This window comes from Sporolactobacillus sp. PKPK-6 (genome assembly GCF_056678885.1).
Genome location: NZ_JBWXPA010000001.1, coordinates 1,064,783 through 1,077,622, shown reverse-complemented (window position 1 = coordinate 1,077,622; position 12,840 = coordinate 1,064,783). Strand labels below are relative to the sequence as shown.

The window sequence follows — 12,840 nt, the reverse complement described above, 5'->3', positions numbered from 1 at the left end:
AACCTCACGTCCTGTGAGCAACGTTGAAGTCACAGCACCTGCGGAGGTTCTGAGCAAGCATCATGTGAGGTGATTGAGACTGAGCGGGAATTCGATAAATAATGAGAACTCTAAAAAACTATATGAGAACTCTAAAAAATACTTAGTAAATGGTGTTGCCAGCAGCTTTCACAAAGCGGGTTTTCAAGATTTTCCAATCTGTTTTGATCATGGAAAAGGCGCTCATCTTTATGATGTTGACGGCAATGAGTACATCGATTATGTGGCGGGAATGGGTCCTTTGATTCTAGGCTACAGTCCGGATGCGGTGAATCTGGCTGTGGCCAAGCAGATGGCAAAGGGGACGCAGTTCTGCTCACCTTCTGCCGATTTGAACCGACTTGCGGAAAAGCTGACCGAGATTATCCCTTGTGCTGAGCGTGTCGTTTTTCAAAATACAGGCACAGAAGCGAATATGTTCGCGTTCCGATTGGCGAGGGCATTCACCGGAAAATCAAAGATCATTAAGTTTGAAGGACAGTACCATGGATGGTCTGATGAAGAACTGATCAGCACGGATGCCCGTTCCGTTGATGAGTTGGGACCAAGAGAGCAGCCGAAGAAAAATCGGGAAGTATTGGGACAGTTAGCCGATGCATCCGATCAAATCATCATTCTGCCGTGGAATGATTTAACGGCAATCAAGCATGTGATTGAAAAGCATCGTGATGAAATTGCCGCAATCATTACCGAGCCTTATATGTGCGATTCCGGTCCGATTTTTCCGAATGAAGGCTATCTTGAAGGGTTACGAACACTAGCGACAGAAAACAAAATTTTGCTCATTTTTGATGAAGTGATCACAGGCTTCAGAATGTCTTTAGGCGGCGCACAAGACTATTTCGGGGTAACGCCTGATATAGCCGTGTTTGCCAAGGCTGTGTCAGGAGGTCTTCCTTTATCGATTGTTGCAGGAAAAGGTCGCGTCATGGATTGTGGAATCCGTACTTTTGGCACGTTTAATGGTAATGCACTCTCTGTTGCTGCTGCCTTGGCGACTATTGATCAATTGCAGTGTGACGATGTCTATGAACGGTTTGATAACATAGGTCAGCAGTTAACAGAAGGCCTCAGAGTACTGGGCGATCGCTTTGGTATTCCTCTTTATTGCCGTCATGACGGAGCTATTTGCATGCTTTTGCTTGGGGTTGATCAGCCTGTGGATGATTTCAGAGATTATTTGAAGTTCGCCGATATCGAGCTTTATAATCGTCTGGTTGCCCGTTCGCTTGAGCTTGGCATTCGACTTACGCCGAACCGTGGAAGAATTTATCTGTCAACCCAACATACAGAAGCGGATATTCAAAAGACGCTGCAAATCTTTGAAACCATATTTGCCGAATGGCAGTGATGCGTGACACCTTTTATGAGCAGAGCTGAGTGCTCTGTTTTTTATTTGCCCCCATTTTTTAATGTCGGTGTTTTGAGCAACTGAACGATGTGAGTATTGACCAGTTTGCATAATCTAATACTCAAAAACGGAAGGATTATTAAAGGTACTAGGCAAAAATAATCATTAATACTAAAGAGAGAATTTCCACTTATAATTTAAAATTTATGTGGAAATACTCTCTTCTTTTAAGTTTAAATATTGGCCGTGTGATGGGCCATTGAAAAGCTTTTATTCAAACGGATAGACAATGCCCCATTTTTTACGTATCACACTCATCAACTCCATCACATCCGTCGTCAATTGAAGGGTCGTATCTTCTTTTTCTCCATTTACTACGGAATTCATATAGTCATATTCATAAACCATGGCGTCATCTGTATTTCCGGCTGTTACAACCTCTGTTGAAAAATCGGGATAAGTAATTGTCGCTGATTGTGCGCGTGGAAAGGTATCTACAGTTATATAGGCTTTTTCACCAGTAATGATTCCTCTTTTTGGAAGTTTTGCGAACAGAGTCAAAATAACTGAAGCCATTTCATCCTCAGAATTTCGTAGAATAATTTCGGATTGTTCGTCGACACCGGTTTTAAATCGTTTAGCGGTTGTTAAAATTTCATCGGGTTGTTTGTTAAGGAAAAAGCGTGTAAAGGATAAAGCATATACGCCAATATCCAGAAGGGCACCGCCTGCCAACTTTTCATTTAAAAAGCGACTGTTGACATCAGGAACTCTAAGGCTCCCAAATGATACTTGGATCATTCTTAATTTGCCGATTTTCCCAGCTTCGATAAGATTGTTCAATTTTTCATAAAGGGGCATATGATAAATGGTCATTGCCTCAATGACAAAAAGCTGCTTTTCTTTGGCAAGGTGAATCACGTGATTAAGCTGCTCACTATTTACGGTAATTGATTTTTCACAGAGGATATGTTTTCCGTATTCAAGGCATTTAATCATGAGTTCATAGTGATTAGAATGTGGTGTCGCGATGTAGACAACATTAATCTTAGGATTACTTAATAATTCGTCATAAGATCGGTATGCATTTTCCACGTGATGATCATTAGCAAACTTTTGGGCGCGTTCAAATTGCCTGGATGCGACTGCGAAAACAGGACGTCCTGATTGATGGAGTGTATCGGCAAATTCAGATGCAATGGTACCTGTTCCTAAAATCGCCCAATTTAAAGTATTCATCATTATTTTCCTCCCAAGTTCTGTTTTTTTTAAAGAATAAATCGAAAGTTGAAAAAAGATTAAGGTGGCAGGAGAAGTCTCAAGCCACCATAAATCATATAAAATCAATCAACATTCTTTATGAAGAGGAACAATGCCCAATTTATCGAAAATCAATGCCTTTTCCGCAATATATGCGTTGTATTCGATTCTCTCAAGCATGTCATAGGCTTTATGAAGTGTTTTATCTGTGATTAGGATCCCATGACTATTAAGAAGGCAGGCTTTTGGAACGACATCATCTCCAAGGGATTTGATGTGTTCACGCACAAGATCTGCAAGTTCAACCGTTGTTGCCGGGCGGTAATCAAGAGTTGGGATCTTACCCAGTTTTTGCGTTGCTTCTGTAAGGTTAGGCAACTCAATTCCTAATGTCGCGAAGAATAGTGAATCTCTAGGATGTGCATGGATCACGCAACCGATTTTCTTATTCTGTTTATAACAAGCCATATGCATGTTGATTTCTCTAGTCAGTTTTCCATCACCCTCAATGATTTCTTCATCCATGTTGACGACAAGAATATCATAGGGGTTAAGGTTGCACAGCTTTTGCTGAGACATTAATGTTGGCGTCATGATGATATGGTCATCATCTATTCGGACGCTGACATTTCCACCTGCAGCATTTGTTTCAAAACGATCAAACATTGTTTTAACAACGGTACATAAATCTTTTCTTTCAGACTCATATAACATGAGATCCCCTCCGAAAACATTATTTAATCTTCTCAAATGTCACTTGTTCTCTTAGCAGACGCGCTTCTTCAGGAATAAATCCGGAACTTGTAGGCTGCATCGCTTTTGAAGCACTTACGGAAGTTGCGAAAGTTAACATATCTTCGACAGAATAATTTTTATAGAGCGCGTAAACAATTCCTCCGACAAAAGCGTCGCCACAGCCGGTATCATTTACAGTTTTTACTTTAGGTGGAATAACATGGTAAATTGAACCGTTATGAAACAACAGAGAACCTTTCTTGCCAAGTGAAACAATGATATAATTTATGTTAGGTAAGTTAGACTTTTCCATCACTTCAATTGTGTCCTCAATTGAGGTGATATTTTTTTGAGTTAGTTCACCAAATTCATATTGATTTGGTTTAATTAAAGTCGGCGATATTTCAATGGCTTTTTTTAGATAGTCGCCGGAAGCATCGATGATGAGTCGTACGCCCGTTTTTTTTACTTTTTTTAATATCGAACCGTATTCATTAGGACTCATTAATCGTGATGGATTTCCGGCAAATACTACGATATCATCCGGAAGTAATTTGCCAGCAAATTCAGTTGTAAATCTTTCGAGTTCATCGGATGTTATCGATGGACCTGTTTGAGTAATCATAAAGCTGCCTGAATCTGTTTCATCCATAATGACATAATTCTGGCGAACGGCACGATTGGGCAGAACAAAGAATTCCGGGCTGACTTTTCGATCAATCAACAAGGCATACAATTCTTCTTTGCCATTCTCGCCGATAAAACCTGTTGATACATTCGGCGTATCAAGACAGGAGAGTACGACGGAAACATGTGTCCCCTTACCGCCAATGTCATTGTAGCTTTCGGATATATGGTTGTTTTTTCCACGAGTTAATTCATCTTTGACATGGATGATGCGATCAATGGCTGGGTTAAGTGTTACTGAATAGATCACCTTTTTACACCTTCCTTTCTCTGCATGTACTTTTGGCGAATCTCTGCTACCTTTTGATCGTATTTTTTGAAAAGCAGGTCATAGGCACAATACCGGACAAGCAGGCCAATAATTAAAGCAACGACCCACATCATCAAATCACCGGTGAGAAAGCCAAGTAACAGCAGGGTGAATCCAAGGAAAACCATGAAAATCCAAAATGCTTTTGCCAATTTTCCCGCTTTCATGATTCAAAACCTTCAGCTTTTGCTTCATCGCGATATCGCTTCGCATTTTCCTTCTTTCGACCAAAGTAGAAGTAGACGAACAGTGCGATCCAAACAACTGCTAAGAGAATTCCCCACCATTTTCCGGCCATCGCCTCAGAAAAAGCGAACTTAAATTCACCATTTTCCATCGTACTCCAAGTAAGCATGCTTCCGACGGGTACTTTAACGGCATGAGTTTCCTGAGCCAGTCGCGTCATATATGGTGCAAAGAATGTCGCCAGGTATAAGAACACCGGAGTTGTAATGACACCATAGACAACCATCCGAAGCAGATTTCCTCGGGCAAGCAAGACAACTGCCACGACAATCGACAGATTAATGATTCCACCGAATGGGAGCACTTTATTACCCGGAAGAATAACAGCGAATAACAGTTCAACCGGGATGAGCAGAATAGCGGTTACCCAAAGCTCATTTCTCCCTGCTAGGATTGGCCAATCAAGTCCAATTAGAATTTCTCGATTGTTGAAATGCTTTCTCATAAAGTCTGAAATTGCTTCCGAAATTGGTGATAGCGCTTGCATAAAAAGTTTGGAAACCATAGGAAACAGTGTTAACGCCGTCGCAGCTTGAACCGCGAGAATTAAAGATTTGGATACTCCATATCCAGCAACAAGTCCTAGAAGGAATCCAACAATTGCTCCCATGACATGATTTTCTGCAAAAACACCTAATTTTTCCTTTAATGCATCTGCATCCATCTTCTTATTGAACATTGGAATCTTATCCATTAATTGATTAATCGGATAGAGCAGGCTGGCAATGATTGTCATATGGTGTGGTACGGTAACACCAGGAATGCCGGTCAATTCTTCAATTTCTTTTCCCCAAATATCACCGATTTTCAGTTCAATAATGATTTGAATGACAACAACAACGAAACCGAGATAGACATTTCCAGAGATATACGAGACCATAACTGCTGTAAATGCTTTTCCCCAAACATTCCACATGTCAACATTCAGCGTTTTCGTCCACTTCAAGGCCAACATAACAATGTTAACGCCAATCGTGATGGGAAAGATCAGAAATGCAAGCGGCCATGCCCATGTGATTGACGCGCCGGTGGTCCAACCACCGTCAACGGCGGTGAGTGCAATTCCCGTGTTCTTAGCAAATGCTTGAGCTGCGGGACTAATCGAATCAAGCATGAATCCAACAACTAAATTCATTCCGGCAAATGCGACACCAAAAATGATGGCTGCACTAATTGCATCTTTGAATTTCATTCGCGCACAGATACCTATGATCAGCATAATAATTGGGACAAATACCGAGGCACCTAAATTGAGTACATATTGAACAACATTAGTTAAAACGTCCATTTCATTCACTTCCTTTTCATAGTTGGTCGTTGTTTTACTTTAATGCTGCAATCAGTTTTTCAACCTCTGCGTCCATTCCCAAACCTGTAAGAAAAGCAATGCCATTTAAAGTTGGAATTCCATATGCTTTCTTTGGTTTTGTAATGGCAACATAGACATCACAGTTCTTAATCAAATGATCAAGCGACTTAATATCTACGGCCTCAACTTCTGCGCTTATCTTTTTTTCGGACAAAATACGTTTTACTTTTGAAGCAACGGTTTGACTGGTTGCGACACCGGAACCACACGCGACAATAACTCGTTTCATTTTGACTACCTCCCAAATTTGTCTTTCAAGTAAGCTTCCATTTGTTGCGAATCATTGATCGTTCTCACATGATCGATAAAAGATTGATCATTAAAGCATGACATAATTTCAGAAAGTAATCCGACCTGGCCTTTTGGATCCTTAATACCGAGCACAAAAACGATTTCCGCATTAACTTGTTGATCCGACATTCCCATATGAGCGAAGCGAACAGGTTTTTTTAGACGAACGACTTGGACAAAGGGTCGGTTAACATAGGTCACATCAGTATGCGGTATCGCAAACTGAATTTTTTCGTTCGCTAAGCCAGTAGGATAAAGAGACTCTCTTTCTGTGAGCGCAGTGCCATAGGATGCATTGACTAACCCTTTGTCTTGTAGACTTTTAAAAGTTGAATTGAAGAGATCGTTTTGGTCTTGATACTCAGCATTAAGGATAATGAGATCTTTTTGAAATAAATTGCTGTAATTCACGGTGTTCACCTCCTTTCAAGCAGATTTAGAATGTCTTTCCTTGATTTACAAGCGACTATTGCTTCGATACGTCCTTTTTCCAAGAAAACATCATTAAGTTTTAATAGCAAAGGTACATGAGCATTTGATTTTTCTGGTACTAAGGCGACCATAAGTTGGAAAGGATCACCTTCCGGATTTGTCACCGCTTGCTTGAAAATAGTGATTTGAAGATCGGCAGATTCTTTTGTTACAGTTGCATGCGGCAGGTAGACTTTTGGACCGATAAGCATCTGTTGATAATTTGAATAAAATATGGATTTACATTTATTAATGTAATCGCTTCCGATATTTCCCCTGCTAATGATGGGATTAAAGGCAGCCTCGACACAGTTATCCCAAGAGACGGAGGAATCAATTAGTGAAATATTTTCTTCTGTTAAGCTTAACTTTTCATGACAAATTGGTCGTTTTTCTTCTTTTTTATCAAAAAAGGATTTTAGTGCAAGCTCAGCAAGTTCCAGCTTATCCTCAGGAATGAGATCTCTTATGGCATAAACAATACCTTTAGCCTCTCGATGTGGGTCTTGACTAAGTAACTTGGTAACAACTTTTCTCAATTGTTTTCGGCTATCAGGCTCGAGAAAAGGTGGAACAATAATGGTCGCGATACGACTTTTCATTGGAACAGTTGTGAAAATAAAATCAGGCTCCAGATTCATTTGCTCAAATTGGCGAAAAGAAAATGCCCCAACAAAATCAATATCAGGAAACATATCTTTTAAATTTTCGAGCAATAACTTTGAAACCGATGTGCCATTAAAGCATAAGACAACGGCTTTATAATAGGCTGAATTATCTTCCTCTGTTTGATACATCCACCCGAGTACAATCATAGAAAGATACACGATTTCTTCATCCGAAAAATCATGTTCCAGAATCGTTCCAAATGATTTTTTTGCCGCATGAGCAACTGCCTTAAAAACGTAATAGTGCTCGTTTATGAACCGTTCAGTCAGAGGATTATTGACACGAAAACCTAAAATATTTCTAAAAATTGCCGGCTGGATATGCAACATAATCTTAGATTTGAAATCCGTCTCTTTCACAAAATCAATGGCTAATTTTTCCTTCAATAGTGCAATGAATTGATTTACCGAACTGTTTATTTCTTCGCTATCTGCAAACTCAAGAGCTGATTCGATTCGATTAGATGAAAGAATGTGTAAGGACAGATATAATAAATCAACATCTTTCAAAAAGGAAAATTCGCTGAACTGTTTTTTGATGATTGGAAATTCTAAGGTGTTTCTAATATCATACTTCTCCACCTTGAAGTTCCAAGGCTTTGGAAAATTTTGCATTCGTTGTAATAAGATCGATAGAATAAAGGGTAAATTTCCAAGTTGTTCGTCAGTAAGACGAATCATTATTTCGTCTTCAATACACTCTAATTTTTGCTTAAACATCGATATTGAGCTTTTATTAATATTAAATCGATCAATCAGACAGGATCTTCCATAAGCTGTTTTTAATAATTCATTTATGAGTTGAACTAAATGATTTCGGATTAAATATTCCGGTCCATTGATTTGATAACCATCTTTTCTCGAGTATGTTACGTGAAAATTCAAATTTCTTAGTTCTTCTTTCAAATACTTCATATCCGAAAAAACTGTGTTTTTGCTTACATAAAACAAATCAGATAGTGTTTGCAATGTGTGATGATTGCTATGAACGATTAACTCGAGTTCGATTAAATTTTTTCTGAGATCGACTTCATACTCATTTGAATTTGACGATAAATTGCCAACCAATGATGCATATAACTCATCGACACACTTTTCAGATATTTTTACTTCTCCGTTAACTACTTCAATTGATTCATGAGGAAGCCGCTCACTGATTAAATGAATCCGTTCAAGGACTTTGTTCTTTTCTGTAGATAAATGGTGGGCAATTTCCTCTACGCTTAAGTGCTTTTGAACAAGTATAAGATTTGTAATCTCGCGGTCTAAGATGATCAATTGTTTTCACCTCCTTCACAAAATCAATTATATGTGTACGACGTCTAAGTTTCATCACAACGTTTTGAAAACGTTTTCATTAACGATGTGATGTACTCGTGGGAATGTGACTATATACTCTACTTGAATGATAAAGAGGGGAGGAATGGGGAATGAAGAGGATCTACCTGGTAAGGCATGGTCAGACATTCTTCAATTTGCTTAATATTGCTCAGGGTTGTGCTGATTCACCACTTACTACAAGGGGCAAAGAAGAAGCGAGCGCGCTAGGGAGAGCTTTGAAGCAAAATAACATAATAATTGACACTGCTTTTACGAGTGACCTTACCAGGGCAAAACACACTGCCAAATTCATTTTGCACAGCGCAGGATTATCCATGAATAATCTTAGTGAGATCGAAGAACTGAGAGAAGTATCCTTTGGTTCATTTGAGGGAATGAATTCCCACTTGATGTGGAATAAAGCGGGAACAGCCGCAAATCTACCCCAGTTTAATTCTGATTATCCGGACTGGCAGAAGATATTTGTATTGGAGGGCTTAAAAAAAATTGACACATTCCATGCCGCTGAAAATTATAGTGATGTAAAAAAGAGAATACATCGTCTTTTAGAGATATTCACATCCACTCCTTCCAATGACATTTTGGCTGTTAGTCATGGATTATTTCTCAGCTGCCTTGTTTATTTTCTTTCAAGCGAACAGATTAAAGTAGACGTTATTCCCAATGCAAGTCTAACTAAAGTTGTGTATGACGGGAAAGCTTTTAACATTGAGTATGTTGGAAAAAGACTTTAAATAGCGAAATAAGTTAGCAGCGCAATGAAATGAAAACGATTACTTTTTTGGATGCAATTAACATCCCCATTTTATCAATTGATGAGAGGAATGATTAACTATGACCGTAGCTTCGAAAAGCATAATAGAGGCAAATTTTGTTAAAGAAATGGCAGAACTGGCATCAATAATGTGGTTGCATGGCTGGGATGAACGTAACGGGGGGAACATTAGTTACATTATTGATGAGGATGAGTTAAGACCTTATCTGAATCCGGATCATGTTAAGAAATCATTACCATTCAACGGATTCGGAGAAGTACCTGAAAACTTGGTTGGAAAAACATTCTTAGTCACTGCCACTGGTAGCTACTTTAAAAATGTGGAAAAACGGCCTAGTGAAGAACTGGGAATTGTTCGGTTGAATGAGCGCGGTGATTCGATTGATGTACTTTGGGGGTTTGAGGCGGGAAGAGGTCCAACAAGTGAATTTCCAACCCATTTGCTTTCACATAGTGTGCGCCTAGCACGGAATCCAAATCATAAGGTGATTCTGCATAATCACGCGACGAATATATCCGCGATGACTTTCGTTCATTCCCTTGATGAGAAAGAGCTGACGCGTACACTATGGGGGATCATCAGCGAATGCCTGATTGTGTTTCCGGATGGTGTCAGTGTTATCCCATGGATGGTGTGCGGAAATCGTGATATTGCTGAAGCAACCGCTGAGAAGATGCGGGATTCGCGAATTGTTCTCTGGCCTCATCACGGTATCCTGGCGTCTGGTGACACTTTTGACGATGCCTATGGTTTAATTGAGACGGTTGAAAAAGCAGCACAGATCTATATGCTTACCTACCGAAATGTTCGTGCTCAAATAACGGACAGTCAATTAAAGGATCTTGCACAGGCATTCAATGTAGTACCCAAAGATGGTATTCTCCATTAAGAAAAAAATAATTAATATAGCAGACAATCAGGGATCAACAGGCATCAACTTTTTATTACGACGAAGCTATGGAATGACGATCAGGGATATGAAGAGACGCTCAGGGCTTTTGATAAGAGCTTGAAGACTCTGGGACTTGACTATTTAGATCTTTATCTTATCCATTGGCCGGTAACCGGGAAATTCAAGTATTCGTGGCGGGCAATGGAGCATCTGTATCAGCAAGGCAAAGTACGAGCGATAGGCGTAAGTAATTTTAATCCGCATCATATTGAGACATTGTTAGAGGATGCCAAAATTCGGCCGGCAATTAATCAATTTGAACTTCATCCGCTCTTGTCACAAGTACCGCTAAGAGCCTATTGCGCTGAGCAGAATATTCAGGTCGAGGGATATTCACCGCTTGGAACGGGGAAGGTACTGACCAATTCGTCAGTAAATGAGATAGCTAAAATGCATGATAAAACTGCGGCACAGGTGATTCTGCGTTGGACTGTGCAGCACGGCATCATCACAATTCCGCGATCAATAAATCCAGAGCATGTGGTCAGCAATGCGAACATTTTTGATTTTGAGTTGTCTGCTTATGAAATGGAGCAGATTGATACGTTGAATGAAGATAAGCGCAATAATAGTGACCCAGAAGATTTTTAACAATATCCATACAGAAACAAGCCTGAACGCGGAATACTCTACGTTCAGGCTTGTTGTTTATCCTTTATATGCGACACAGGAGACTTCCAGTTTTGCTTGCTTTGGCAGGGCAGCTACTTGGATGGCGCAGCGTGCCGGGAGGATTTCTCCAGTGAAGTAATTTGAGTAAATGCCATTTACGGTCGCGAAGTCATTAATGTCAGCAAGATAGACGGTGGCATTCACGACGTTTGAGAAATCGAGGCCGGCTTCATTTAACACGGCCTGCAGGTTGAGAAAAACGCGTTCAGCTTGCGCTTCGATACTGCCTTCGACGATTTCGCCTGTTGCGGGATCAAGAGGAATCTGTCCGGAAGCGAACAGGTAGTCTCCGGCAAGAACGGCTTGTGAATAGGGACCAACAGCTTTTGGTGCAGCATTTGTTGCGATTTGCTTTTTCATTGAATCAAACCTCCAGATGTGTGTGAACGGCTACGCGCGATTGTCGGAGCAATCAATGACGAAAGCCGCGAATCAATAGTCTTTATTAGTTTACCATAGCGCTGCACGATGCGAATAACTAATTGTGGAACAAAAAGATTTGTCACTACACAGGTGCTCATCAGCGTCTTTTTTTCAGCAACCCTTTTCTATTTAAATAGTGAAAGAAACGTACGGATGTAAAAGCTAATAACCCTATGAGAATCGGTGCGACAATATTGTTATGAACAAAGAGATTAATCAGGATCTCAAAGGGGATTACAATTGCCAACACAATGATTAGCGATGTACTTCTTTTCATCAAAAGTAACCTCCAATCATTGATCTCAGGAATGAACAACCTTTTGTTTCATTGTAGTTCCAGTAGTATCTTTGTGCCCCGCATTTTTGGTGCGTGCATCCGCATTTATCATGCGTGATCACGCACTTCCCGTATAATCAGGAACGCGTGCGTATGGCGTAGGCATCCAGAATGATGCGCGCCATGACCTGCAGCGGGAGCCGTGAGCGCACTTCGTAATCCGGGAAATAGGATACTTTCGACTTGTAGCCGACGAGCGTCAGTTCGGACAAGGTGTAAAGCGGACTCTCACGATTGGCGGTCAGTGTGATTGTGCTGACTCCGTTTGCCTTGCAGTTCTTCGCTGCCTGTACCAATTCTTCGGTACGTCCATTGAGTGAGATGAAGATAACGAGATCTTTCTTATCTATTCGCTTGCTGATCGTCGTGATGATGTTCGGATCGTCATGCATTTCACAATACTTGCCGGTGAGCTGAAATTTAACGGTCATCTCTTTGGCGATCAGTTCAGAAAAGCCGCGGGCGAACAGCACAATTTTTCTTGAGTAAATGATTTTCTGCAATACATCTTCAATCGTACCGCGATCAAGCATTTGTATCGTTTTGGTGACTTCCTGTTCATTCTTAAGCATGGCTTCTTTAATTTTATTATCGACTTTTTCGACAACGGAAAACTCGGGAGCAAGCCGATGCTCGTCCTTCAGACGAATCTTGAAGGACGTAAAACCTTCATAGCCAAGCTTCTTCATTGTACGGACAATCGTCGCTGTCGACACGTTGGCATTCTCGCTTAAACGGACGATTGAAATTTTCGGCATGTCATTCAAATGCTCCTGAATATAGCGGAGCAGAAACTTTTCGCTGTCACTGAGTGTTTCGAAATACTGATTGACGCGTTCGAAAAAAGTAAAGTCCATCTTGACCTCCAATTTGAAAACCTTTACATTGATTATATCCTTTTTCGAAAACATT

16 protein-coding genes are annotated in these 12,840 nt (G+C 40.4%); 4 read left to right on the top strand and 12 right to left on the bottom strand.

The features are described 5' to 3' along the window. The first annotated feature begins 73 nt into the window (after window positions 1–73). Entirely contained in the window at window positions 74–1,390 is a 1,317-nt protein-coding gene (locus tag AC1MBV_RS05080; protein WP_480947706.1) for an aspartate aminotransferase family protein, read from the top strand. Between the two features lie 270 nt (window positions 1,391–1,660). Here AC1MBV_RS05080 and AC1MBV_RS05075 read toward each other — a convergent pair whose 3' ends face one another. The 8 genes from AC1MBV_RS05075 to AC1MBV_RS05040 form a co-directional block, all read right to left on the bottom strand. Next, the gene (locus AC1MBV_RS05075) at window positions 1,661–2,629 is read right to left on the bottom strand and encodes a Gfo/Idh/MocA family protein (protein ID WP_480947705.1); all 969 of its coding nucleotides are present in this window, start codon (window positions 2,627–2,629) and stop codon (window positions 1,661–1,663) included. Between the two features lie 108 nt (window positions 2,630–2,737). After that, window positions 2,738–3,364 carry a class II aldolase/adducin family protein gene (locus AC1MBV_RS05070; protein WP_255747639.1) on the bottom strand — a complete coding sequence of 209 codons (627 nt, stop codon included), beginning with the start codon at window positions 3,362–3,364 and terminating at the stop codon, window positions 2,738–2,740. 19 nt (window positions 3,365–3,383) lie between these two features. Continuing rightward, complete coding sequence (locus AC1MBV_RS05065) at window positions 3,384–4,322, bottom strand: 1-phosphofructokinase family hexose kinase (protein WP_480947704.1); 939 nt, start codon at window positions 4,320–4,322, stop codon at window positions 3,384–3,386. Continuing rightward, window positions 4,319–4,549: a hypothetical protein gene (locus tag AC1MBV_RS05060; RefSeq protein WP_480947703.1), complete on the bottom strand. Its 231-nt coding sequence runs from the start codon at window positions 4,547–4,549 to the stop codon at window positions 4,319–4,321. Before AC1MBV_RS05060 ends, AC1MBV_RS05065 begins: the two co-directional genes overlap by 4 nt. Beyond that, a complete protein-coding gene (locus tag AC1MBV_RS05055) occupies window positions 4,546–5,916 on the bottom strand; it encodes a PTS galactitol transporter subunit IIC (protein ID WP_480947702.1) in 1,371 nt (456 codons plus the stop codon). The genes AC1MBV_RS05060 and AC1MBV_RS05055 overlap by 4 nt, the downstream gene beginning before the upstream one ends. A 34-nt stretch (window positions 5,917–5,950) precedes the next feature. Then, window positions 5,951–6,226, bottom strand: a complete 276-nt coding sequence (locus tag AC1MBV_RS05050; protein ID WP_255747634.1) for a PTS sugar transporter subunit IIB — start codon at window positions 6,224–6,226, stop codon at window positions 5,951–5,953. A 5-nt stretch (window positions 6,227–6,231) separates the two neighbouring features. After that, on the bottom strand, window positions 6,232–6,699 hold the full coding sequence (locus AC1MBV_RS05045) for a PTS sugar transporter subunit IIA (protein WP_480947701.1): 468 nt from the start codon (window positions 6,697–6,699) through the stop codon (window positions 6,232–6,234). Between the two features lie 5 nt (window positions 6,700–6,704). Further along, a complete protein-coding gene (locus tag AC1MBV_RS05040; RefSeq protein ID WP_480947700.1) occupies window positions 6,705–8,705 on the bottom strand; it encodes a BglG family transcription antiterminator in 2,001 nt (666 codons plus the stop codon). Between the two features lie 152 nt (window positions 8,706–8,857). On the opposite strand from AC1MBV_RS05040, the gene AC1MBV_RS05035 reads away from it, so the two are divergent. From AC1MBV_RS05035 to AC1MBV_RS05025, 3 genes are all read left to right on the top strand, one after another. Then, on the top strand, window positions 8,858–9,502 hold the full coding sequence (locus tag AC1MBV_RS05035; RefSeq protein ID WP_480947699.1) for a histidine phosphatase family protein: 645 nt from the start codon (window positions 8,858–8,860) through the stop codon (window positions 9,500–9,502). A 100-nt stretch (window positions 9,503–9,602) separates the two neighbouring features. After that, window positions 9,603–10,433, top strand: coding sequence for a rhamnulose-1-phosphate aldolase (rhaD, locus tag AC1MBV_RS05030; RefSeq protein WP_255747630.1), 831 nt, complete (start codon window positions 9,603–9,605; stop codon window positions 10,431–10,433). Window positions 10,434–10,466: 33 nt separating this feature from the next. Next, entirely contained in the window at window positions 10,467–11,087 is a 621-nt protein-coding gene (locus AC1MBV_RS05025) for an aldo/keto reductase (RefSeq protein WP_255747703.1), read from the top strand. 57 nt (window positions 11,088–11,144) lie between these two features. Here AC1MBV_RS05025 and AC1MBV_RS05020 read toward each other — a convergent pair whose 3' ends face one another. The 4 genes from AC1MBV_RS05020 to AC1MBV_RS05005 all read right to left on the bottom strand — a co-directional run bounded on the left by AC1MBV_RS05020 (window position 11,145) and on the right by AC1MBV_RS05005 (window position 12,785). Beyond that, window positions 11,145–11,528, bottom strand: a complete 384-nt coding sequence (locus AC1MBV_RS05020; RefSeq protein WP_255747629.1) for a RidA family protein — start codon at window positions 11,526–11,528, stop codon at window positions 11,145–11,147. Next, window positions 11,525–11,674: a hypothetical protein gene (locus AC1MBV_RS05015; RefSeq protein WP_480947697.1), complete on the bottom strand. Its 150-nt coding sequence runs from the start codon at window positions 11,672–11,674 to the stop codon at window positions 11,525–11,527. The genes AC1MBV_RS05020 and AC1MBV_RS05015 overlap by 4 nt, the downstream gene beginning before the upstream one ends. Window positions 11,675–11,688: 14 nt before the next feature. Further along, entirely contained in the window at window positions 11,689–11,868 is a 180-nt protein-coding gene (locus tag AC1MBV_RS05010; RefSeq protein ID WP_480947695.1) for a hypothetical protein, read from the bottom strand. A gap of 137 nt (window positions 11,869–12,005) precedes the next feature. Beyond that, window positions 12,006–12,785 (bottom strand): MurR/RpiR family transcriptional regulator, encoded by a 780-nt coding sequence (locus tag AC1MBV_RS05005; protein ID WP_093671345.1) that lies wholly within the window; start codon window positions 12,783–12,785, stop codon window positions 12,006–12,008. Window positions 12,786–12,840 lie beyond the last annotated feature (55 nt).